Source organism: Pseudomonas sp. P108 (assembly GCF_032613195.1).
Lineage (GTDB): Bacteria > Pseudomonadota > Gammaproteobacteria > Pseudomonadales > Pseudomonadaceae > Aquipseudomonas.
This window is the reverse complement of sequence record NZ_CP126691.1, coordinates 6,531,670-6,554,350: the sequence shown is the minus strand read 5'-3', so window position 1 is coordinate 6,554,350 and position 22,681 is coordinate 6,531,670. Positions and strand designations below refer to the sequence as shown.

16 protein-coding genes are annotated in these 22,681 nt (G+C 59.5%); 7 read left to right on the top strand and 9 right to left on the bottom strand.

Annotated features, from left to right (window positions below; all coding sequences use genetic code 11):
- The first annotated feature begins 125 nt into the window (after positions 1-125).
- Together hexR and QOM10_RS29130 are read left to right on the top strand one after the other, a co-directional pair.
- Positions 126-992: a transcriptional regulator HexR gene (gene hexR, locus QOM10_RS29135; RefSeq protein ID WP_008078846.1), complete on the top strand. Its 867-nt coding sequence runs from the start codon at positions 126-128 to the stop codon at positions 990-992.
- A 239-nt stretch (positions 993-1,231) separates the two neighbouring features.
- Positions 1,232-1,435 carry a PA3496 family putative envelope integrity protein gene (locus QOM10_RS29130; RefSeq protein WP_008078845.1) on the top strand — a complete coding sequence of 68 codons (204 nt, stop codon included), beginning with the start codon at positions 1,232-1,234 and terminating at the stop codon, positions 1,433-1,435.
- On the opposite strand, the gene QOM10_RS29125 is transcribed toward QOM10_RS29130, so the two are convergent.
- Positions 1,377-2,339, bottom strand: a complete 963-nt coding sequence (locus QOM10_RS29125; RefSeq protein ID WP_016984010.1) for a LysR family transcriptional regulator — start codon at positions 2,337-2,339, stop codon at positions 1,377-1,379. The two genes, QOM10_RS29130 and QOM10_RS29125, sit on opposite strands and share 59 nt — an antisense overlap.
- 190 nt (positions 2,340-2,529) lie before the next feature.
- Between QOM10_RS29125 and QOM10_RS29120 the strand changes: the two genes are divergently transcribed.
- Positions 2,530-3,945, top strand: coding sequence for an acetyl-CoA carboxylase biotin carboxylase subunit (locus QOM10_RS29120; RefSeq protein ID WP_025112637.1), 1,416 nt, complete (start codon positions 2,530-2,532; stop codon positions 3,943-3,945).
- An 11-nt stretch (positions 3,946-3,956) separates the two neighbouring features.
- On the top strand, positions 3,957-5,765 hold the full coding sequence (gene oadA, locus QOM10_RS29115) for a sodium-extruding oxaloacetate decarboxylase subunit alpha (protein WP_150749882.1): 1,809 nt from the start codon (positions 3,957-3,959) through the stop codon (positions 5,763-5,765).
- A 179-nt stretch (positions 5,766-5,944) separates the two neighbouring features.
- On the opposite strand, the gene QOM10_RS29110 is transcribed toward oadA, so the two are convergent.
- Positions 5,945-8,194 carry an autotransporter domain-containing protein gene (locus QOM10_RS29110; protein WP_316917344.1) on the bottom strand — a complete coding sequence of 750 codons (2,250 nt, stop codon included), beginning with the start codon at positions 8,192-8,194 and terminating at the stop codon, positions 5,945-5,947.
- A 199-nt stretch (positions 8,195-8,393) separates the two neighbouring features.
- Positions 8,394-11,351, bottom strand: coding sequence for an autotransporter domain-containing protein (locus QOM10_RS29105; RefSeq protein WP_316917343.1), 2,958 nt, complete (start codon positions 11,349-11,351; stop codon positions 8,394-8,396).
- A gap of 262 nt (positions 11,352-11,613) precedes the next feature.
- Here QOM10_RS29105 and QOM10_RS29100 point away from each other — a divergent pair, with 262 nt between their 5' ends.
- The gene (locus QOM10_RS29100; protein WP_127930287.1) at positions 11,614-11,892 is read left to right on the top strand and encodes a helix-turn-helix domain-containing protein; all 279 of its coding nucleotides are present in this window, start codon (positions 11,614-11,616) and stop codon (positions 11,890-11,892) included.
- A 32-nt stretch (positions 11,893-11,924) separates the two neighbouring features.
- On the opposite strand, the gene QOM10_RS29095 is transcribed toward QOM10_RS29100, so the two are convergent.
- On the bottom strand, positions 11,925-12,761 hold the full coding sequence (locus tag QOM10_RS29095) for an amino acid ABC transporter permease (protein WP_007912085.1): 837 nt from the start codon (positions 12,759-12,761) through the stop codon (positions 11,925-11,927).
- A complete protein-coding gene (locus QOM10_RS29090) occupies positions 12,758-13,579 on the bottom strand; it encodes an ABC transporter substrate-binding protein (protein WP_127930285.1) in 822 nt (273 codons plus the stop codon). Before QOM10_RS29090 ends, QOM10_RS29095 begins: the two co-directional genes overlap by 4 nt.
- A gap of 113 nt (positions 13,580-13,692) precedes the next feature.
- Here QOM10_RS29090 and QOM10_RS29085 point away from each other — a divergent pair, with 113 nt between their 5' ends.
- On the top strand, positions 13,693-14,592 hold the full coding sequence (locus tag QOM10_RS29085; protein WP_316917342.1) for a homocysteine S-methyltransferase family protein: 900 nt from the start codon (positions 13,693-13,695) through the stop codon (positions 14,590-14,592).
- A gap of 100 nt (positions 14,593-14,692) precedes the next feature.
- On the opposite strand, the gene QOM10_RS29080 is transcribed toward QOM10_RS29085, so the two are convergent.
- From QOM10_RS29080 to QOM10_RS29070, 3 genes are read right to left on the bottom strand one after another with little or no spacing between them, the layout of a single operon-like run.
- Positions 14,693-15,364 carry a GNAT family N-acetyltransferase gene (locus QOM10_RS29080; protein ID WP_127930283.1) on the bottom strand — a complete coding sequence of 224 codons (672 nt, stop codon included), beginning with the start codon at positions 15,362-15,364 and terminating at the stop codon, positions 14,693-14,695.
- A gap of 12 nt (positions 15,365-15,376) precedes the next feature.
- The gene (locus tag QOM10_RS29075; RefSeq protein WP_127930282.1) at positions 15,377-15,823 is read right to left on the bottom strand and encodes a GNAT family N-acetyltransferase; all 447 of its coding nucleotides are present in this window, start codon (positions 15,821-15,823) and stop codon (positions 15,377-15,379) included.
- Positions 15,824-15,833: 10 nt separating this feature from the next.
- Positions 15,834-16,457: an FMN-binding negative transcriptional regulator gene (locus QOM10_RS29070; RefSeq protein ID WP_127930281.1), complete on the bottom strand. Its 624-nt coding sequence runs from the start codon at positions 16,455-16,457 to the stop codon at positions 15,834-15,836.
- A gap of 92 nt (positions 16,458-16,549) precedes the next feature.
- Between QOM10_RS29070 and QOM10_RS29065 the strand changes: the two genes are divergently transcribed.
- Positions 16,550-18,103, top strand: a complete 1,554-nt coding sequence (locus tag QOM10_RS29065; protein ID WP_127930280.1) for a PLP-dependent aminotransferase family protein — start codon at positions 16,550-16,552, stop codon at positions 18,101-18,103.
- Here the strand turns inward: QOM10_RS29065 and QOM10_RS29060 are convergent.
- Positions 18,060-22,667 carry a dermonecrotic toxin domain-containing protein gene (locus QOM10_RS29060; RefSeq protein ID WP_316917341.1) on the bottom strand — a complete coding sequence of 1,536 codons (4,608 nt, stop codon included), beginning with the start codon at positions 22,665-22,667 and terminating at the stop codon, positions 18,060-18,062. The two genes, QOM10_RS29065 and QOM10_RS29060, sit on opposite strands and share 44 nt — an antisense overlap.
- Positions 22,668-22,681: the final 14 nt, after the last annotated feature.

The following is a 22,681-nucleotide window of genomic DNA, read 5'->3' as shown; positions in this document are numbered from 1 at the left end:
GCTACATGCACCTCATCGCGCCTGATATGGGGACATGGAGTTACGCATTGAGCAGGCAAAAAGCCAATTCATGTAGTATAACTACAAGCGTGCTACATCCTTGCCCATAAGAAGAGTCCAGCCCCTTGAATCTGCTGCAACACATCGCCCAGTCACGTCACCTGTTACGCAAGTCGGAGCTCAAGGTCGCCGACCACGTGCTGCTTGACCCTGCGGCGGTGATGCACAGTTCCATGGCCGACCTGGCCCACAGTGTCGGCATCAGCGAGCCGACCATCGTGCGCTTCTGTCGCGCCATCGGTTGCTCCGGTTTTCAGGATCTCAAACTGAAGTTAGCGCAAAGCCTCGCGGCCGGTGCCAGCTTCGGCCAGTTTGCGATCCATGAAGACGACTCGGTCGCCGATTACAGCCTGAAGATTTTCGACACCACGTTGCACACCTTGATGGAGGTTCGCGAGAAACTCGATCCGATTGAGCTGCAGCGCGCGGTGACGTTGATGTCGCAGGCGCAGCGGGTCGAGTTCTATGGCTTCGGCGCCTCGGGTGCAGTGGCGGCGGATGCGCAGCACAAGTTCTTCCGTTTGCTGCTGACCGCGGCGGCGTATTCCGATCCGCACATGCAGGCGATGTCGGCGGTGACCCTGAAACCGACCGATGTGGCGATCTGTATTTCCCAGTCCGGGCGTTCCAAGGATCTGCTGATCACCGCCAATCTGGTGCGCGAGAGCGGCGCTTCGCTGATTACCTTGTGCCCGAGTCAGACGCCCCTAGCCGAATTGTCGACGGTCAATCTGGCGATCGATGTGCACGAAGACACGGAAATCTATACGCCGCTGACTTCACGCATTGCGCACCTGGTGGTAATCGATGTGTTGGCGATGGGCGTGGCCATGGCGCGCGGGCCGAGCCTGGTCAATCACCTCAAGAGCGTGAAGCGCAGTCTGCGTAGCTTGCGCTTGTCGCCGAAAGCCGCCAAAGCGCTGGATGACTGAAGCCATCTAAGTTCGTTCCAACCTCATTCGCGAGCAGGCTCGCTCCCACAGGGGATCTCCGAGGTACACAAATTCTGTGTCATACCGAGATCAAATGTGGGAGCGAGCCTGCTCGCGATAGCGTCCTCAAAAACACCACAACCCTTCGCAAGTTTCATCGCACTGTCATCCTCGCGCAGCCAAACCGTCATCCCCGCCGCCTATCGTGAAACTCCCGTCATCGCCTTGGGAGAATCGAAATGGCTCAGCCCTACGAAGAACGCAACAGCGCCGCGAAAACCCGTCGTCAGCAGGAAGACCAGCGCCGCATGGAGTTTCGCCGCGCTATCGAAGATCGCTTCGAACTCCGTCAGCTTCAGGCCGAAATCGGCGATTTTCCCGAGATCACTCACTGGCAGGCAGCACCCGCAGCTTCCCGTCGAAGCGCTCAACCAGCGCGCTGATCTGCACCCGTTCGCTGCGGATAAACGCCAGGAAGGCGTGTGCCACCGGGGACAAGCGTTTGGCTTTGGCTTGCACCAGGCACCAGCTACGCAAGAGCGGCAGTTCCTCGACCGGCAGCTCGACGAGCCCGCCGGTCGCCAGCTCCAGGTTCAGGGCGTGGCGCGTCAACAGCGCCAGGCCCAAACCCGCCTGCACACATTCACGCTGCGCTTCGGCCGAGGCCACTTCCTGGGTCTGGGTGAAGTGCACGCGTTTCTCTTTGAAATACTCCTCGCAGGCCAGTCGCGTCCCCGAGCCGGGCTCGCGGATCAGCAGCGTGTAAGGCTCAAGATCCTGCAAACGCAGCGGGCCCATGTGCGCCAACGGATGATCCGGACGCGCCACGGCAACAATCGGATTGTTGAGGAACGGCAAAAACTCAAGCCCCATGTCCTGCGGCACCATCGACATGATCACCAGATCATCGCGGTTATCCGAAAGCCTGCGGATCACCTGGCCACGGTTGACCACGGTCAGTTGCAGATTCACTTCCGGGTGCTGGCGCTTGAACGCGGCAAACAGATGCGGCACGAAGTATTTGGCGCTGGATTCCACTGCCAGTTTCAGCTGACCTTGCAGTGAACCCTGCATGTCCGACAGCTGCATATCGAGGTTTTCCAGGCGTCCGAAGATGTCCCGACTGGCGCGCTGGAGTGCTTCGGCAGCCTCGGTCATGTAGAGTTTTTTGCCGACATAATCGAATAATGGCTGCCCGATCAGCTCTTCGAGCTGACGAATCTGTAGGCTGACGGCCGGTTGCGTGAGAGACATTTCCTCGGCTGCGCGGCTGTAGGAGCGTAAGTCGCACACCTCGTTGAAGATCTGCAACTGACGTAATGTCATACGCATCAAGGACTTACGCATTTATTAATGGCTCTGGTGGCGGGCTTGTCGTTTAACTATAAGTCTTTACTTATGCCTGACCCAATTTTTATTCATTTTTGTTAATCCCTCATGAGCGCTAGTGTGGACCTGCGACTAAATTGAAACATTTGGTCACGCGTCGACCTGGGTCTAGCAGGTCGTGGTGCCACCGGCTCAAGGGAACCTCCAAGTGATAACAAAGATCCTGATCGCCAACCGTGGTGAGATTGCCGTACGAATCGTGCGAGCCTGCGCCGAAATGGGCATTCGCTCGGTTGCGATTTTTTCCGACGCCGACCGCCATGCACTTCATGTGAAGCGTGCGGACGAGGCCCACAGCATCGGTGCCGAGCCACTGGCCGGTTACCTGAACCCGCGCAAGCTGGTGAACCTGGCGGTTGAAACCGGTTGCGATGCACTGCATCCCGGTTACGGTTTCCTCTCGGAAAACGCTGAACTGGCTGACATCTGCGCCGAGCGCGGGATCAAATTCATTGGCCCGTCGGCAGAAGTCATCCGCCGCATGGGCGACAAGACCGAAGCGCGCCGCAGCATGATCAAGGCGGGCGTACCGGTGACGCCGGGCACCGAAGGCAACGTGGCCGACATCGAAGAGGCCTTGGCCGAGGGCGACCGTATCGGTTACCCGGTGATGCTCAAAGCCACTTCCGGTGGTGGTGGTCGCGGTATCCGTCGCTGCAACAGCCGCGAAGAACTTGAACAGAATTTCCCTCGGGTGATTTCCGAAGCGACCAAGGCGTTCGGTTCTGCCGAAGTGTTCCTGGAAAAATGCATCGTCAATCCGAAGCACATCGAAGCGCAGATCCTTGGCGACAGTTTTGGCAATGTCGTGCACCTGTTCGAGCGTGACTGCTCGATCCAGCGGCGCAACCAGAAGCTCATCGAAATCGCCCCGAGCCCGCAACTGACCCCGGAACAGCGCGCCTACATCGGCGATCTGTCGGTGCGTGCGGCCAAGGCTGTCGGTTACGAGAACGCCGGCACCGTGGAGTTTCTGCTCGCCGAGGGCGAGGTGTACTTCATGGAGATGAACACCCGGGTGCAGGTGGAGCACACCATCACCGAAGAAATCACCGGGATCGACATCGTCCGCGAACAGATTCGCATCGCTTCCGGCCTGCCGTTGTCGGTGAAACAGGAAGACATTCAGCACCGTGGTTTCGCGTTGCAGTTCCGCATCAACGCCGAAGACCCGAAGAATAACTTCCTGCCGAGCTTCGGCAAGATCACCCGTTATTACGCCCCCGGCGGACCGGGTGTGCGCACCGACACAGCGATCTACACCGGCTACACCATTCCGCCGTTCTACGACTCGATGTGCCTGAAGCTGGTGGTCTGGGCACTGACTTGGGAAGAGGCGATGGACCGTGGCCTGCGTGCGCTGGACGACATGCGTCTGCAGGGCGTGAAGACCACCGCCGCGTACTACCAGGAAATCCTGCGCAACCCGGAATTCCGTAGCGGCCAGTTCAATACCAGCTTCGTTGAAAGCCACCCGGAACTGACCAACTACTCGATCAAGCGCAAACCCGAAGAGCTGGCCCTGGCCATCGCCGCCGCCATCGCCGCCCACGCAGGCCTGTGAGGAATACAACAATGTCCAAGAAGATCTTTGTCACCGATACCATCCTGCGCGACGCTCACCAATCGCTGCTCGCCACCCGCATGCGCACCGAAGACATGCTGCCAATCTGCGACAAGCTCGACAAAGTCGGCTACTGGTCGCTGGAATGCTGGGGCGGCGCGACCTTCGACGCCTGCGTACGCTTTCTGAAAGAAGATCCGTGGGAGCGTCTGCGCCAACTGCGCGCGGCGCTGCCTAACACCCGTCTGCAAATGCTCCTGCGCGGGCAGAACCTGCTGGGCTACCGCCACTACAGCGACGACGTGGTCAAAGCCTTCGTCGCCAAGGCTGCGGTGAATGGCATCGATGTGTTCCGTATCTTCGACGCGATGAACGACGTGCGTAACCTGCGCGTGGCCATCGAAGCGGTGAAAGCTGCCGGTAAACATGCCCAAGGCACCATCGCCTACACCACCAGCCCGGTGCACACCATTGATGCGTTCGTGGCGCAAGCCAAGCAGATGGAAGCCATGGGGTGCGACTCGGTGGCGATCAAGGACATGGCCGGTCTGCTGACCCCTTACGCCACTGGCGAACTGGTCCGCGCGTTGAAAACCGAGCAGTCGCTGCCGGTGTTCATCCACTCGCACGACACTGCGGGTCTGGCGACCATGTGCCAGCTCAAGGCGATCGAAAACGGCGCCGACCACATCGACACCGCGATCTCCAGCTTCGCTTCGGGCACCAGCCACCCAGGCACCGAGTCGATGGTCGCTGCGCTCAAGGGCACCGAGTACGACACCGGTCTGAACCTTGAGCTGCTGCAAGAGATCGGCTTGTACTTCTACGCCGTGCGCAAGAAGTACCACCAGTTCGAAAGCGAATTCACTGCCGTCGACACCCGCGTGCAAGTCAACCAGGTGCCGGGCGGGATGATCTCCAACCTCGCCAACCAGTTGAAAGAGCAGGGCGCCCTCAACCGTATGGCCGAAGTGCTCGCGGAAATTCCGCGCGTGCGTGAAGACCTCGGCTTCCCGCCGCTGGTGACCCCGACTTCGCAGATCGTCGGCACCCAGGCGTTCTTCAACGTGCTGGCCGGCGAGCGCTACAAGACCATCACCAACGAAGTGAAGTTGTACCTGCAGGGCGGCTACGGCAAGGCGCCGGGCGTGGTCAACGAAAAACTGCGTCGTCAGGCCATCGGCAGCGAAGAGGTCATCGATGTGCGTCCGGCCGATCTGCTCAAGCCGGAAATGACCAAGCTGCGTGCCGACATCGGCGCACTGGCCAAGTCGGAAGAAGACGTGCTGACCTTCGCCATGTTCCCGGACATCGGCCGCAAGTTCCTCGAAGAGCGTGCTGCCGGCACCCTGACGCCGGAAGTGCTGCTGCCGATTCCGGAAGCGGGCGGTGTGACCAAGGCTGGCGGCGAAGGCGTGCCGACCGAGTTCGTCATCGACGTTCACGGCGAAACCTACCGCGTCGACATCACTGGTGTCGGCGTCAAGGCTGAAGGCAAGCGTCACTTCTACCTGTCCATCGACGGCATGCCGGAAGAAGTGGTGTTCGAACCGCTCAACGAATTCGTCGGCGGTGGCAGCAGCAAGCGCAAACAAGCGTCGGCCCCGGGTCACGTCAGCACCACCATGCCAGGCAACATCGTCGATGTGCTGGTCAAGGAGGGCGACACCGTCAAGGCGGGCCAGGCGGTGCTGATCACCGAAGCGATGAAGATGGAAACCGAAGTCCAGGCCGCGATTGCCGGCAAGGTCACCGCCATTCATGTGGCCAAGGGTGATCGGGTCAATCCGGGCGAAATCCTGATCGAGATCGAAGGCTGAGATAACGGCCGCGATCCAACGCTTTAAACCTCGGGGGGGCATGTGCTCCCCTTTTTTTTGCGTTTTTTAACCCTGTAGGAGCTGCCGAAGGCTGCGATCTTTTGATGTTGTTTGCAGTTCATTAAACAAGATCAAAAGATCGCAGCCTTCGGCAGCTCCTACAAAGAGTGTTGTGTCAGTTAGAACGCCATGCGCCATTGGCCCATCACGCCGTGGGTGCGGCTGTCAGTGGCCACTTCACCGGTGAGACCAACACCGACCGTGTGATTGGCAGACAGTCCGAGATCGAGGCCTGCATCCAAGGACAGGCTGTTTCGATCCAGCGCGGCACCGGCAATTTCAAAGCGTTTGCCACCCTTGACCAGTTGCTGGCGGGTGTCGTTTTCAATCTCGCCAAAGGTGTGCTTCCAGCCGGCACTGAATCGCGGCGTCAGCGTCATGCCGTTATCCAGTCGAGTGATTTTCGCCGTACGCAGACCGAAGGTGCTGCTGAGGTTGTCGCGGGTTTGCCCGAAGACTTTCAGCGCCGCATCCCCGCCTTTTTCGCTGTAGCTGTCGCGCTGGTAGCGCTGATAACCGAGGCTGGCGAACGGTTCGAGCGTCGCGTTGTGCCGGCCAACATTGACCGCCAGTTCGGCAAAGGCTTGCTGAGTGTTGGCGTCGTAATTGCCCTTGAGGCGATCACTGAACCCGTTAAAAGCCACACGACGTTTGCTGTCGCCATCATGACTGGCATAGGTCGCCCCGAGACGCAGTGAGAACGGTCCGTCCTGACGCACGGCGTAGACCCCGAGATGCCAGCTGTCGAGGTCGCCATCGTATTGCCGGGCGTCGAGTCTGGTCTGCGATTTACCGCCGACCAGGCCGATGTGCCATTGTTCATCGAGCCGCCAGTCGGCGCCCATGACCAGACCTTGAGTGGCGTGTTTGAGCGTGCTGTCGAACCCGCGATCGACCTTGCCGCCATGGCCGAGCGCCTGAATCCACACCCGCCCGGAATCGGCGCCGCCGGCGGCCTGACGCGGTGAATTGCCGTAGCTGTAGGCAGAGCCGTAACGGCTGTTCAGTTGCTGCATGGCCGAGAGCATGCTTGCGCTCACCGGAGTGATGCTGCTCAGCGTGGCTTTGGCGAGGTTGGCGTTGCTGCTGGCGGCGAGTTGTTCGATGGCGACGGGGGCGGTGGTTTTGTCACTGGTCAGCAACGCGGCGACTGCTGCGTTTGTGGGTTTAAGTGGCGCAGGAGCGGGCTGTTCGGCGGTCTCGTTAACTTGTGCAGTCAGAGGTTTGTCCTGCACTGGCGATGGGGCGGACTCTGCAACGAGAGTCGATGCTGACGTCGGAACTGGAACTGGAACTGGAACTGGAACTGGAACTGGAACTGGTGCGGATGCCGTCAATGGCGTTGGCGTTGGCGTTGCGAATGGCGCAGGCGCTTGTGGTTCGACAATGCTGTCGGCAACTGCACGACCGTTGGTAGTTGTGGCGACGCTCGCAAGCGGCTCACCGTTACGGGCGTAAGTCAGTGCGACGGATTTTTTGTTGTATTGAGGTGTGGCTGTCATGAAGGCCAGGTCGTTCACAATCGTGCCGAATTTACCTTCTACGCTGCCAGCTTCGATGATTTTGTACTGGCGGCTTGATGGGTACTCCCCCGAAGTAGCGACAATTTTCAGGGTGGCATCGTCAAGCTTGGCTGCACCATCGACCTTGATCGTCTGACTGCCGACAGGACTGACCTCATAAGCCAGTTCGGCGTTTGGGGAAAAGCTCAGGTTGCCTTTCACCCGCGGACTGCCGTGCAATTCATTGACCGTGAGCAGGCCATTCACGTGCAGATTTCCTACCGTACCCTTGCCCGCAAAACTGCCTCCTTTCTCTACTTGTACGTTGCCCTTGATACTTCCCCTGTTGAAAAGCTTGCCGGCGCTAATCGCGCCTCCCTCTATGGCGCCTAGGTTTGTCAGCGTACCGCTGGGCTCTACCAACACGCCTTCCTTGAAGTCTCCCTTGCTGCTTATCGTCCAGTCTCCCTGGACGAGATGCAATCCATTGAGATTACGGGTGTCTTTTAGCGTGCCGCCGTTAGAGGCATTCACTACCAATACGTTTTTCCCCTCGCCGCCATCTAACCGCCCACTGACGGAGGCGCCGTCATTGAGAACGATCAAATCGTTGACTGCTGCACCTTGGAAAGTACTTTCGGGTGTATCGAGCACGATGGGAACAGTGTTTTTATCGCCAATAAAACGCTGAATACTTTCGAGAGCCTCCTGATATGAGCCGATTTCTGGCAGCTCCGGCACGTTTATGTCGGGGAGTGACTCGGCTACGTCAGGCTGCTGCTGAGCGTTAGCAAGCTGTAAACCGCCAAGTGCCAGCGCAACGGCTAGAGCCAAATATTTCGGTGCGAATTTGTGTTGAACAGACATTCAGTTTGATCTCTGTTGATGGGAGACCAAACTTTATTGATGCACCGAAAAATCCGATGTCGGCTGCTTCCCGCAGGCTTGCAGGCGACATCGCATCGTTTTGTAGAAAATGACCGCGAGATCCGCAACCAGGTTTTTTACTCGGCCGCAGCGCCTCCTTTTCCTACAACCAATCAAGACCCCGCCGGCTGTTCAACCCTCAAAAACTCATCTGCCACTGACCGATCAGCCCGTGATTACGACTGTTGCTGCCGATCTCACCGCTGTATCCCACACCCAGCGTATGCCGCGCGGAAATCCCTACGTCCAGCCCGGCCTCCAGCACCAGACTGTCGCGATCCAGCGAGCTGCCATCGATACTGAACGCCGTGCCGCCGGTCACAAATGCCTGACGCGTCGAGCTGCCGACATCGCCGTAAGTGTGTTTCCAGCCTGCGGCCATGCGCGGGGTCACGCTCATGCCATTGTCGAGGCTGCTCAAGTGCGCCAGGCGCAGGCCGAAGGTGCTGCTGAAGTTGTCTTGGGTCTGGCTGTCGACTTGCAGCGCGGCGGCGCCACCTTTTTCCTGGTAGCTGTCGCGGTGGTAGCGCTGATAACCGAGGCTGGCGAACGGCTCGGCGCTGAGCCGGCCACTGCCCATGGCGTAGCCGACTTCGGCGAAGGCTTGCTGGCTGTCGGCGTCGTAATCGCCTTTCGGGCGGTCGCTGAAACCATTGAAGGCGATGGTGCGTTTGCTTTCACCTTGATGGCCGCTGTACGCCGCGCCGAGGCGCACGGCGATCGGGCCGTTTTGATGCAGCGCATAGACACCGGCGTGCCAGCTCTCGACGTTGCCGTCGACGCCGGTCGCATCCAGATCGGTTTTCGAATAGCCGCCCAGTACGCCCAGACGCCACGCCGGGTTCAGTGACCAGTCGGCGCCCAGCACGCTGCCCTTGGTGCGTTGCTCCAGACCACTATTGCCGTGCTCGCCATCGAGTTTGCCGTAGCCGCCGATGCCTTGCAGCCAGAGCCGGCCGCGAGCGTTCGGGTCATTCAGATTGCGTGCTTCGGACGGCACGCCATTGGCCGCCAGCACGGGGGTGTCACGCTGATCGAGACCGACCATCAGTCCCGGGTTGCCGCCCATTTGCTGCATGGCCGAGAGCATGCTGCTGCCGACCTGACTGCTGGCGCCGAGGGTGGCGCTGGTCAGGTTGGCGTTGCTCGTACCGGCCAACTGCTCGATCGCCGCGCCAGCGCTGCTTTGGCTGGTATTGAGCAAGGCGTTGTACAGCGCGCTGTTTTTACCGATTGAGGCCAGGCTGTTGGCGGCGTTTTTACCGTTGCCGGTCGCAGCGAACTCGTTGAAAGCCACGTCATTGCGGGTGTAGGTCAGATCGACCTGGGTGGGTGTGTAGGCGAGGGTGGGCGTGAGAAACGCATAGTCGCTGCTGACCTTGCCGAAGGTGCCGTTGACCTGCGCCGCTTGCAGCACGGTGTAATGGCTCTGCCATGGATACGTGCCGCTGCCGGGATTCACCGCGAGCGTTGCGCCATTGAGGTTGGCGATGCCGCCGACCTGTACCGGTGCGCTGCTGCCATCGGCGTTGACGCCGTAGGCGAGGGTGGCTGTGCTGGCCATGTTCAAATCGCGATCGATGGATGCGCGACCGAGGCGGGTGTCGGTGCGCAACGTGCCGTTGACGTTGAGGTTGCCCACCGAACCGCCACCGGCATATACACCGCCGGCGTCGACGGTCAGGTTGCCGGCGATGCTGCCTTGGTTGACCAGTGTGGCGCCGTCGCGCACTGCGCCGCCATCGCTGAAATCATCATGGCCGGTCAGCGTCCAGGCGCCTTGCTTGACCTCCAGCCATTCGAAGTTGCGACTGGCGCCGAAGCTGCCACCGGCCGCGTCATCCATCACCACCCGGTCATAACCGCTGCCGCCATCCACCAGGCCGACAAAGCGACTGCCGTTGCGCAAGGCCAGGCTGTCATTGCCGCCACCCAGATCCAGTGCCAGGCCGTTGCTGCCACTGATCGTGCCGCCGTTGATGACGCTGTCGGCGAACTCGCCGACGAGCTTCACGCCGAAACCGTTGAGGCCTTGAATGGTGCCGAAGTTTTCCAGAGTGGTCGCCGCCAGCCCCGAGCCGCCGCTGCCATCGTCGACCAGAATGGAGCTGTCGGCGCCGCTGATCAAAGCGTTGCTGGCGTTGAGAATGTAACCGCCACCCAGCGCGATACCTTCGCTGCCGTTAGCGAAACCGCCCTTGTCGACACCGCCCGCACCGACGCCCTGAATGGTCCCGTAGTTTTCGATGTGGGCGATCTTGTCGATGTCCACGCCGTCGCCGTCACCGTTCGCTTGCAAGCCTGAGTACGCGCCAGTAATGGTGCCGTGGTTGATCACCGTGCCATCGCCGTCGGAACCGAAGCCGGAGCCGTTGCGGCCGGTGATCTGCCCGTAGTTGACCAGTGTCGCGCCGAGGTCGGTGGTGATGCCATGACGGCCAGCGGAAATCACTCCGTAATTGGTCACACTGACACCGCTGGCGGAGTCGATATCAATGCCGTCGAACTTCTCGTCGGCATTGTGCGAATCGCCGGTGGAAATCTCGCCGTAGTTGGTAATGCTCGCGTTGGCGCCGGTCTTCATGCCGTCACTGGCGTCGCCGCGAATCAGCCCGCCGACGCGGTTGATAATGGTGGTCTTCACGGCGTCACTGCGCAGCGCATCGAGGTCCAGCCCCTGGCCGGTGGTCGAACGAATGATGCCGCTGTTGTCGATCAACAGGCTGCCGCTGATAAAGTTACTGTCGATGCGCAAAGCGTCGTTGGCGCCGAGAATCTGCCCGCCGCTGCGGTTGTTGATCGTGTAGTTGCGCGCCTGGGTCAGGTCGCCGCTGCTGTCGATGGCCCGGCCGCCGGTGGAAACGATTTTGCCGGCGTTATCGATCACCACACCCGCACCGCTGGTCTTGTCTTTCAGGCTCACGGCCTTGCCGCTGTTGGTGATGCTGCCCGGCGCCGAAATCGTCAACGTGTCGCTACCACCCAGCGTTTGCGCTGCAGTGGTGGCGGTGTCGATCTGCACGGTTTTAGCGTTTGCCGATGTAGCAGCGATCAACAGGGCAATGGCAAGGGACAGACGCTGGGGCGGGAACGGCATGGTCGGACGGCCTTCTTGTTATAAGCGGGGCGTCCTGTATAGCGAAGGGTTTTTACAGAATGATGTCGGTGGTTGATCTGCATTGTTTTGCATCTTCGGCGCTGAAACATATTAATTTCTGCATTTTGTTGCAGTTTTTTTGCCTGCTCCTCTCATTAGGTGCAGTAAGTTTGATTCAAACGCCGAAGCAATCACATCAATGAATCCCCGCGCCATTAATGTTTATTGAGCCTTATGCGGCGCTCGAAGATTGGAGAGGAAAATGGTAATGACAGTTCTCGAACGCATGGCGCTCATCGAAAGCATTCAAGAGGCGCTGGCCGACGGGACATTGGAAATCAGCGAAGCTGTCCGCCGTTTACGAGTGGAGGTGACAGGGCTGCATCAAATCCAATTCGCTAAGATGTGCAAAATTTCGGTCCGCACGTTGATACACATAGAGCACGCTGAGGGTAATCAAACGTTAAGGTCGTTGGACTCAATATTCCGATTGTTCGGGATGAAAATGGGCGTCGTGCGGCTTCGCCGAGAAATCAATTAAAACCCGACGCAGCCCGCAATGTGCCGATCGCCCTAGCTCCGCCGCACGTAAGCCTTGCCGTAATGCCGCTCCATGCGCGCCTGAATCAATTCCAGGCCAATCGACATCAGCCAGTAAATGATCGCCGCCGTCGTCAGCATTTCGATGTAGCGGTAGCTTGAGCGCCCGTATGACTGGGCGAGAAACATCACTTCCCAGACGCCCATCACCGAAATCAGCGACGAGTCCTTGAGCATCGAGATGAACTGGTTCGTCGTGGGCGGGATGATCGTGCGCATGGCTTGCGGCAGGGTGATGCGCCAGAAAATCACTGTCTCGCGCATCCCCAATGCCAGCGAAGCTTCGCGTTGGCCGTGGTCGACTCCGAGGATGCCGGCGCGAAAGATTTCGCTGAGATAGGCGCCGTAGTTCAACGACAAGGCAATGATTCCGGCGACGATGGCGCCGGGCACGATGCCCAGTTGCGGCAAGCCCAAATAGATCAGCAAGATCTGGATAAGCAGTGGCGTGCCACGGAAGAACGAGGTGTAAAAACTGGCGATGCCGAACGCCACGGCGCTTTTCGACAGGCGTGCCAATGCGGTGATGAAGCCCAGCAGGGACGAGGCGACAATCGAGCATACACAGAGGAAAAGCGTCAGCGCCGCACCCTGCAAAAAGCCGTTGGGCGCCAGGTGCAGGCCGACCAGATTGGGCAGTTTGTCGAGGATGATCGAGAACTTCAGGTCGAAGCTCAGGAAGAACCCGGCGAACAGGCAGAACAGCGTTGCCCAGGTCAGGTACAGCCGCGTACGAAACCCGAACATCCGTTGCAGGCGTGATTCAGCCACTGGTTGCGGTGGCTGTGGCGGTGTCGGGAAAGAAGTCATTGGCTGATATCAGCGCCGATCCATTTTTGCGACAGCTTGCTCAGGGTGCCGTCCTGTTTCAGTTGCGCGAAGACTTCACGCACCTTGGCGTCCCATTGCGCGTCACCCTTTTCGATGGCCACCGAGTTCGGCTCCGAGTACAGCGGCGCGCCGGCCAGTTTGAAGCGTTTGTCTTCATTCAGGCGTGGCTGCGCGGTAACGAGGTTGGTGAGGATTGCATCCAGGCGCACGCCGGCGCCCAGGCCCAAATCCTGGAAGGCGACGTTGTCGGTATCGTACGGCGCGATCTGCACGTCTTCGAACGGGTACTGCAACTGCGTGTCCTCGGCACCTTCGATAACCAGGTTCTTGTTCAGATAGCTTTCGTAACTGGACGCGCTGGTGAGGCCGACTTTTTTGCCACTCAGATCCTTGGCGTCGTGAATCCGCTCATCCTTGGCGTTGACCACGATCACTGCCGGCGAAGCGTAGTACTCGACCGGGAAATCGAACACTTCGGCGCGGGCCTTGCTCGGTGTCATCGAGCAAATGCAGATATCGTAGCGCCCGCTCCAGCGGCCGGCCGCAATGACGTCCCAGGACGGCGTTTCGAGTCGCAGCTTGACGCCTAACTTGTCAGCCACGGCTTTGGCGACATCAACGTCGAAGCCATCCAGTTGATTCTGGTCATTGAGAAACGAGAACGGTGGATAGCTTTCCATCAGCACGCCGACCAGTTCTTTCTTTTGCTCGATACGGTCCAGCGTCGTGCCACCAAAGGCTTGCGTGGAGGCGGCCAGAATCGTCAGGCCCAGGGCCAGTAGCGGTTGAAATTTCACAGTCGATCCCTGTGTAAAAAAGAGGTTGTTTTTAACGGAATGGTGCGTATTAAATAGTTATAAGAACGACTCTGATAGTGAGTTATTTTCATAAGCATATGAGTGAAAAGCATATGGGCGCAGGCAGCACGATTATTCTCGATGGCGGCATGGGCCGTGAGTTGCAGCGCGCCGGGGCGCCATTTCGTCAGCCCGAGTGGTCGGCGCTGGCGTTGAGCGAGGCACCGCAAGCGGTTGAGGGGGTGCATGCCGCTTATATCGCCAGTGGCGCCAATGTGATTACCACCAACAGTTATGCCGTGGTGCCGTTCCATATTGGCGAAGAACGTTTCGCCGCCGAAGGGCAGGCGCTGGCCGCGTTGGCCGGTGAGCTGGCGCGGCGTGCGGTGCAAGTCTCTGGGAAATCCGTGCGGGTAGCTGGCTCATTGCCGCCGCTGTTTGGCTCCTATCGTCCGGATCTGTTCAACGCCGAACGAGTGACCGAGTTGCTGGCGCCCTTGGTCAATGGCCTGGCACCGCACGTTGATCTGTGGCTGGCGGAAACCCAGAGTTCGATCATCGAGGCGCGAGCCATTCACGCCGGGTTGCCGAAGGATGGCAAACCGTTCTGGTTGTCGTTCACCTTGAAGGACGAAGACACCGATGAAGTGCCGCGCTTGCGCTCTGGTGAGCCGGTCGCCGAAGCGGCTGCGGTGGCGGCTGAGTTGGGCGTCGAGACGTTGCTGTTCAATTGCAGTCAGCCAGAAGTGATCGGTGCCGCGATTGATGCGGCGCGTGAAACCTTCGAGCGTCTGGGGGTGAAGATAAACATTGGTGCTTACGCCAATGCGTTTCCGCCGCAGCCAAAAGAAGCCACGGCCAATGATGGACTTGATCCGCTGCGCGAGGATCTGGATCCGCCGGGTTACCTGCATTGGGCGATTGACTGGCAGCAGCGCGGTGCCAGCCATTTGGGCGGTTGCTGCGGGATCGGGCCGGAACACATTGCGGTGCTGGCGCAGAAACTGGTGTAACCGCAGATCAAAAGATCGCAGCCTGCGGCATCTCCTACAGGGTGAACGTCAATCCCGTGTAGGAGCTGCCGCAGGCTGCGATCTTTTGCTTTTCAGGTAATCACGATCGGCATTCGACCAAGCCTTTCACCTGCCCGTCGGGCGTCTGATTTTCATCCGACAGCCACCGCTCGAATCCTGCCGCAATCGCCGGCCACTCGCCATCCAGAATCGAGTACCACGCGGTATCACGATTCTGGCCCTTGACCACCATGTGCTGGCGGAACACGCCTTCGAAGCTGAAACCCAAACGCTCGGCGGCGTACTTGGAGCGGGCATTGCCGTTGTTGCATTTCCATTCGAGGCGGCGGTAGCCGAGGTCGAAGGAATGCTTGGCCAGCAGGTACACCGCTTCGGTGCTTCTCGGCGAGCGCTGCATTGGCGCGCCGAACGTGACGTGGCCGATTTCGATGCGACCCTGGGCCGGGACGATCGACATCAGGCTGAGGATGCCTTGCACCTGAGCGCTGGCGCGGTCGATGACAGCGAAGAAATACGGGTCGCTGGCGGCCGCGTGGTTGTTCAGCCAAGCGTCGAAAACGCTGCGTTCCGGGAACGGGCCGTAGGGCAAGTAATCCCAGAGTTTCGGGTCGGCGCCGGGGCCTTCGAGGGCGGCGAACAGCTCGCTGCCGTGACGCGCCGGGTCGAGTCGTTCCAGGCGAATAAAGCGACCTTCGAGCAGGGTGGCGGTAGGGGCGGGGGCGCCTTTCCAGTCAGCGAGTGATGCAGTCATGTACGCGTCTCCTTAAATGGCTTTGCGAAACTGGATGAAGCCCGGGCGTTCGGCGATGCGCTCGTAGAGCTGGATCGCGGTGGCATTGGTTTCGTGGGTCAGCCAGTGCACTTTGCCGCAACCGTCAGCCTTGGCGGTGGCGTAAACGTGTTCGATCAACAGGCGGCCGACACCGCTGCCACGGGTTTCCGGCACTACCAGCAGATCCTGCAGGTAGCAGGAGTTTTCGATGCTCCAGTTCGAGCGATGGTATATGTAATGCACCATGCCCACCGCCTTGCCGTCGGCCCAGGCCAATGCCGCGTGGGTCGGTTCGCTCGGGTCGAGAAAACGCTGCCAAGTGTTGTGCGTCACAGCTTCCGGCAGTTCAGTGTTGTAGAAACGCAAGTAGGCTTGCCACAGCGGTAGCCACACGGCGTGGTCGTCGGCGCTGACCTGGCGAATGTCGATATGACTCATGGTGATTTCCTTAACGCATCAATCGGGCGAGGGTTTGATCATTGATTTCCGGGCTGGCAGCGAGGCCTTCGCGCACGCCGGCAATGTCTTCGGCGCTGCGGTTCTGGCTGAGCTTGCGCTTGCCTTCGAGACGGTCGATGGGCATGGCGAAACCGACGATGGCCTTGAGCATGCCGTCGATGTAATCGGCGGGCGCATCGGCAACTGACCACGGTTGTGCGCGGCCGGCTTCATGGCGGTCGGTGAGGGTGCTGACGATGTCGAGCAGGCGCCCGCCGTCGCTGAAGGTTTCGGCGTGGCCATAGGCATGCACGGCGATGTAGTTCCAGGTCGGCACGACTTTGCCGTGTTCGGCCTTGCTCGGGTAAAAGCCCGGGCTGACGTAGGCATCGGCGCCAGCAAAAATCAGCATGGCTTCGGCGCCGTCGCGCAGGTCTTTCCATTGTGGATTGGCGCGGGCCAGGTGCCCGTACAGCGTGCCGTACTCACCTTGTTCGCAATGCAGCAGCACCGGCACATGGCTGGCTTGCAGGCCACTTTCGCCGTGAGTCACCAGAATGGCGAGGCGGGTGGCGAGAATCAGCTCGTGCAGTTGTGTCAGGTCTTCGATGGCAAAGGCGCGTGGCGTGTACATGGACAGATTTTCCTTGGCGAATGCCTGCATCGTAGGCAGGCTATTGGTCTGTTGTAAGAGCCATTGATGACCAATTTCATAGGTCCATTGCCATGCCCGATTCGCCGACGTTGTCCATGCCATTCAACCCTGCAGGTATCGAGCTTGATCGCCGTCAGGGTTTGAGTCGGCAGCTCTATCAGGCTTTGCGCCTGCGGGTACTGGACGGGCGGCTGGCGAGCGGCACGCGGTTACCGGCGAGTCGCGATCTGGCGGCGGCGTTGGGTATTTCCCGCAACAGTGTGGTGCGCGCCTACGATCAACTGTATGCCGAAGGGTTTATCGAGGGGCGGGTCGGCGATGGCACTTATGTCGCGCAATTGATGCCGGTAGCAGCCTCGCCGAAAAAATTATCCACAAAAGTATCCACAGGGTTTTCAACAGGCTTACCCACAGCCTTATCCACAAATTGGCTGGATTCACCTGTGATTCCATCCAGTAAAGTTATCCACAGCGGGACCTTTTCGCGTATCGAAAAGAACCATTTGCCCCGGCCGCCGAGCGGTCCACCGCGAGCCTTTCGGGTCGGTGTTCCGGCCTTTGATCTGTTCCCGTTCGAGGTATGGGCCAAGCTGAATGCGGCTTTCTGGCGCAAACCGAATCTGGAGCAACTGTGTTACGGCGATCCGTCCGGTGATGCGCGTTTGCGCGCCATGATCGCGGCGTATCTGCGTAGTTCGCGTGGCATGCAGTGTTCACCTGAGCAAATTCTGATCACCAGCGGCGCACAGCAGGGCATTAGCCTTTGTGCACAGTTGCTGGTGGAGCCGGGCGACGGTGTGGCGATCGAAAATCCGGGCTACCGTGCGGCCGGTCATGCGTTCGCCGTGGCAGGCGCTCGTTTGCACGGTATTGCCGTGGATGACGAGGGTATGGATTGCGCTGCGCTGTCGGCCACTGGGGATTGTCGCGTGGCTTATGTCACGCCCTCTCATCAGTACCCGACCGGCGTGGTGATGAGCCTGGCGCGACGTCTTGAACTGCTCGCCTGGGCCGAGCGTTGCCAAGGCTGGATCGTCGAGGATGACTACGATGGCGAGTACCGCTACACCGGTGCACCACTGGCACCGTTGGCGGCACTCGATCGACAGGGACGCGTGTTGTATGTCGGCACTTTCGGCAAGGTCGCGTTCCCGGCGCTGCGGCTTGGGTATCTGGTACTGCCGCCGGGGCTGGTGGATGCATTTTCACAACGGCGGGCTGTGGATGTCCGGCATTCCGAGGTGAGTACACAAGCCGTGATGGCCGAATTCATGGCCGCCGGGCATTTCCAGCGACATATCCGACGCATGCGGCGGGCTGCTCTGAGCCGCCGCAATACATTGCTCAAGGGTTGGCCGAGCGCCATTGCCGGTGTCGGCGATCTGCCTGCCGTCTCGGCCGGATTGCACTTGACCGTGGCCGTAGACAACCTCGAGCGCGAGCAGCAGTTGATTGCGCAAGCGGCTCGCGTCGATGTCGAGATCAACGGTTTGAGCAGCTACTGGCTGCCTGATTCCACCACGCCCATGGATCAGCGCGCCGGGTTGGTACTGGGGTTTGCTGCCGTACCTGAAGCGGCGATCAACTCGGCGTTGATTCGGTTACGACAGGCGTGGCAGGTATGAGAAACAGCGTCTGTGCGGATTTGTCGGAAATTGTGCTGCGATGGATATCGATCAGTGCCTGATTGTTGAGCAAGCGTGGCTCATAAGCTCCTCCCATATGTCGTTGTGCAACGGTTTTCATATGGCCGGTGGGGAATGGCGTGACGGGCGCTTGCGCGCTGCTGTAATGGAAGTGTGCGTAACACAGCACCTTGTGAGTGTGGACGTCGCGTATTTCGTATTCGTCGAGAAAATCGTTGGCGTGACTGCGGAGCCGGCGCCGGGTCACGGTTTGTGACGTCCTCACTTCCCCCTTGTCCTTCAGCCAAAGGATCCCGGCCGCCGTCGGTGGCTGTTGCTTGACCATCCGGATACGCGTGCTGGTGCCTTTTGCTTCAAGGTTGTTAGCGGCTTCGTCAAGCTTGTGGCCAAGCGCTTCGGTCGGTTTTTTGAGGTCGGCAGTCAGATTGCTGGCGGTCAACGCTTCATCGATGTCTGCGTTGGCTTTGCGCAAGACGGCAGCGTGTTTGTGATAGTCCTCTTCGACCTCGACAGGAATTCGTGGCCCTCGTTTGAGTTGGGCCTCGATACGCCGGTGGAAGGTGGCCAGACCGTCGATCAGGGCCTGACCTTCACGAATACTGGTATTCAGGTTTGGACTAGGCTTGGGCGGTTTCGGTTTGGCTGTGCGCTGTTCGACCCAGACACCGGGTGACTCTTCCTGGAAGGTGGCGATGACGCCCGTCAGGGTGGTGCGCACTTCCACCAGGTCAGTATCCGGACTCTCGATGCTCTTTTTTCGTTCGCCGACTAATGTACCCCTGGATTTGGTTTTGATGATCCGGCGCGTCGATGATGATGCCGATGTCGGCCGGGAAGGCCCGGGCAGCGGTTCCAGCAAGTGTTTGTAGCGCAGCAACTCGACCAGTTTTACGTCCGTGCGGGCTTTGAATGCGCTCACCCGGCTGCGCACATGTTCCAGTCGCGCGGTGTTGATCTGCTCGGGATAGTCGATGAGCAGATCGCCAAAGCGTTGATCGATGGCGGTAAATTGTTCGGCAACATTGCTCAAGGCATCCGTGCGGTCACGCAGGTTGTCGAGGCTTTCGTCGCTGGTCAGGTTCAGCGTGCTCTGGATACTCAGTGCAGCGTCTTCGATGAGGGTGGCCAGTGTCTGCCGCGCGTTGGCGTCAGTCGTCGTGTCACCCGGCTTGACGCAGATCTCCTGGCCGAGGCTGATCTGTAGAAGCTTGAGGTCGTTGATATCATAGTTAGGCAACATCTTGCGATACAGTTGAATAACCTCGACAGCCTCTTTTCCCAACAGCGTCAATTCGTCAAAACGCGTCTGTGCCGACTCCACTTTTTCGATGATGGCCTGGGTCTGATCGGTCATTTTTTCGAAGGTGTCGATAAACGCCTGAAGGGCGAATCGGCTTTCATCGGCAAGCATTGTCTGCATCGTCTTCAGGCTGGCCTGAAACTCTGTGGAGTGCAGTTCGAGCCACTCCTGACCGAGAAACAACTGCATCTGCAGTCGCTGAATCATCACGGTGCGGTAATTGGGAATGGGTTCCTTGTGATTCAACGCTTTGATTTGTTCGATGTTCGTGGCGTAAGCCTTGCGCTGTGATTCAAGCGTAGTCAGATATTGCTCACGCAGCTGTGCCCTGGACTGCGCAAGCGCGTTGTCGAGCGCGGCGCGGTGTGCGTCAAGCTGAATCTGTTTGGCCGTCATCGTTACATCGAAAGCGCTGATTTCGGCAGTCAGTTGCTTCGCTGTTTTTTTGCTGAAGTCCTGAGCTTTCTCAAGCGCACTGTCGAGACCGCCGCCTCGCAGGCGCAAGCGCAGATCGACCACCCATTGGCCATTGGCGGTGCGGGTCAGTGGCGGTCCGGGGCGCGCCGTTGCTTGGCGTGAGTCGATGATCTGGACGTCTGCGTGTTCATTGATGGTGACTTCGAACCAGCGCTTGCCCACCGGAGCGAACCATTGTTTCTGGCGTGGATAGAGGTGTCTGTGGGTGCCCTCGCTGGCGGCATCGCCGATGCCTCTGGGTTTGGCGATCTGAAAACTCTCAAGCAAAGTGGTCAGTGCGACGGGAGATCGCTTCAGTGCGGCAAAAGGGTTTACCGACATTTCATGGGCGCTGGGCAGGGCGCTGCCGGAGATATCTGGCAGCTTTAATGCAGTGCTGATGACGGCGGCGGTGGTGGTGATGGGCTGAACGGGTTCTTCCTGTGTCAGTGGTTCGCTTTGTGGCTTGTCGCCGACCGCTGCGCGATGGGCGAGCACCATGCCCAATGCCAGAAGAATATCGGTGAGAGCGGTCCAGGCGATCTTGCCGCATTGCTCATTGGCAACGTCGCTGACTTCTTGCAGGTCGTCCATGATCTGCCAGATCCAGGCCGCTGTGCCGACGCTGCGTCCCAGGAACGGCAATGCCGCGTTGAACAACATCCAGCCGCCGTGTTTTAGCGTGGCCCAGCGCGCTTCTGCATCGGAGACCGACTGGCGATCAGCCTGGGTAATCACCGCCTGAACATTACTGTTGTGCAGCGTCGCCAGCACATCCTGCTCGATCGCCGCGGTCCCCAATGCCACCGGACCGGACATGTCGAGAGCGGTAGTGGGGTTGATCAGCAATTGCGGGATCGTCCAGACCGAAGGCAGCCGGGCAGTGAAGACGAACTGGCTGTAGTTGAAGCGTACATCGTCCGGCAACCAGGCCAGAACTGACTCACGCAGTTGGCGAGACTGCTGGATTTCGTACGTCAGGTTGGCGTGAGAGGGAAACTGCATCAGCGCCATTTCGAACAGTGGCCGATAAAGCACGCACGGCCCTTTTTCCACCGCGCGCGGGCCGATGATGAACATGTTATCGACGGTGTCGGCCTCTGAGCGGGTGCGATGGGCGACAAATGCCAGCGGGCGAATGACCACTTCCTCGTGATCGACATGCCGCTCCTCGTCAGTGCTGGCCAGTGCGGCGACGACATAGCGGTAACCCAGATCAGTCATGCCCGCCTTGCCCTGTATTTTGTGTTGCAACGCCAGCAGTGGCAGCTCGATGGGCAACTGGCTGGTGTAGAGCCCTTGCAGCGCGGTCGCTTGCTCGGTGTCGTCGACCAGCAGGTTCTGCAAGTGCGCCGGGTAGGTCTTGCCGATATCGACCGTGCTGACCAGCGTTTCCACGTAACTGACGGTCATCCAGTCGGGCAATTCGCTGCCGTCCTTGTAACGTACGGTTTTGTTGCCGATTGGCTGTCCGGCAAGGTTCTGCAAGGCAAGTTCAATGAGTGACAGTGTCTGGGTCTGCGTGTTGCCCGGCAAGACGAACGTGCCCCAGACCACCAGGCTGGTGATGCTGATTTCAATGTCATCGATCGCTACGTCGCCGGCCTTCGGATGGTCCTTGAGCATCTGCTGTTTCAGGGCATCGCGGGTGAACGCTTGCAGGCTGACAACTTCGCTCTGGAAGGTTTTTCCTTTGTTCGCATGCTGCACCATGGTCAGGTCCAGCAGATGCCGGCTGTAACGGGTTTGATCGGCCGGCGCGGCGCTGTCGAGCCAGGCTGGCAGCATCGGGCGCAGACGCTCGATATGCGGTTTGAGGCGCGGTGTCGGTTCGCGCGGATCGCCGACAGTCCCGGGGTGCGGGTAGGGCGGGCGGGGCCCCGACTCTTGAAAGAAATTGATCGCGCCGAGGGCATCAGCCTCCAGCGCAATCAGGGTACAGGCCTGATAGTCGAAGAAATGGCCTTGCGGTTCGAACAGTCGCCATTCCAGGCCGACACCGGCAGCTTCATTCCCGTAGCGACGCAACAAAGCCTTGCCGAGTTCATCCAGCGATTCGAAGCTCTCGAAACCCTGGATCACCGAGTACGTGATGATCCAGGTGCGCTGGCCATCGGTACCGATCAGCACGGCGGTATCGAGAAGGGTCAGATGGTTCTGTTGGTCACCCTCGTTGCGGTCCAGATCGACCAGGCAGGCGCGTACCTGGTATTTGCCGGTTGGCCGGCGCTGGTGTTTGTCCGGGTGCTGGTAAACCGCCTCCACCATGGTGCGCTGGTCGGTATCCCAGTCAGGATTGGCTTCGACGTTCCACAGCTTGCGCAAGGATTGCGACATCTGTTGCCAACGCGGTTGTCCCGGGTAGGTGAATTCGTCCCAGTAATTGACTTGCTGTTCCTTGTAGGCAATGAACAGCAATGGTGCCAGATCATTGAGCAGCTTGCCGACGGCGCTGATTTTCACCGGCAGTTGAATGGCTGCGGGCTGGTCGGGCTGCGAGGTCAGATAATGCTCACCGTCGAGGTACGTCACGGCAGTGCCGGAGAGGCCCAGGCGCACCAGTGTGTCGGTCAGCGATTCGATCAGGTGGCGGCCGGGGACGACCTGATCATCCTGAATGACCCAGGTCGGTCTTACGACCATGGCCCGTTGGGGGTCGATCTCCAGATCCGGATATAGCGTCTTGAGCGCCGGACGCAGCGTTTTCGAGGCGACTTCTCGCAGCGAAGGGCCGGTCACCAGTTGGGTCAGGATATCGACGGCGCTGGGCGAGGGGATTTCGGGCATGGGCAACTCCTGCT

Bases quoted from the DNA above. Each gene is read 5' to 3' on its own strand.
- QOM10_RS29065 (WP_127930280.1), top strand. From the start codon at position 16,550: ATGCCCGATTCGCCGACGTTGTCCATGCCATTCAACCCTGCAGGTATC.
- QOM10_RS29070 (WP_127930281.1), bottom strand. From the start codon at position 16,457: ATGTACACGCCACGCGCCTTTGCCATCGAAGACCTGACACAACTGCAC.
- QOM10_RS29085 (WP_316917342.1), top strand. From the start codon at position 13,693: ATGGGCGCAGGCAGCACGATTATTCTCGATGGCGGCATGGGCCGTGAG.
- QOM10_RS29080 (WP_127930283.1), bottom strand. From the start codon at position 15,364: ATGACTGCATCACTCGCTGACTGGAAAGGCGCCCCCGCCCCTACCGCC.
- QOM10_RS29105 (WP_316917343.1), bottom strand. From the start codon at position 11,351: ATGCCGTTCCCGCCCCAGCGTCTGTCCCTTGCCATTGCCCTGTTGATC.
- QOM10_RS29060 (WP_316917341.1), bottom strand. From the start codon at position 22,667: ATGCCCGAAATCCCCTCGCCCAGCGCCGTCGATATCCTGACCCAACTG.
- QOM10_RS29075 (WP_127930282.1), bottom strand. From the start codon at position 15,823: ATGAGTCATATCGACATTCGCCAGGTCAGCGCCGACGACCACGCCGTG.
- QOM10_RS29130 (WP_008078845.1), top strand. From the start codon at position 1,232: ATGGCTCAGCCCTACGAAGAACGCAACAGCGCCGCGAAAACCCGTCGT.
- QOM10_RS29095 (WP_007912085.1), bottom strand. From the start codon at position 12,761: ATGACTTCTTTCCCGACACCGCCACAGCCACCGCAACCAGTGGCTGAA.
- QOM10_RS29100 (WP_127930287.1), top strand. From the start codon at position 11,614: ATGGTAATGACAGTTCTCGAACGCATGGCGCTCATCGAAAGCATTCAA.
- QOM10_RS29110 (WP_316917344.1), bottom strand. From the start codon at position 8,194: ATGTCTGTTCAACACAAATTCGCACCGAAATATTTGGCTCTAGCCGTT.
- QOM10_RS29125 (WP_016984010.1), bottom strand. From the start codon at position 2,339: ATGCGTAAGTCCTTGATGCGTATGACATTACGTCAGTTGCAGATCTTC.
- oadA (WP_150749882.1), top strand. From the start codon at position 3,957: ATGTCCAAGAAGATCTTTGTCACCGATACCATCCTGCGCGACGCTCAC.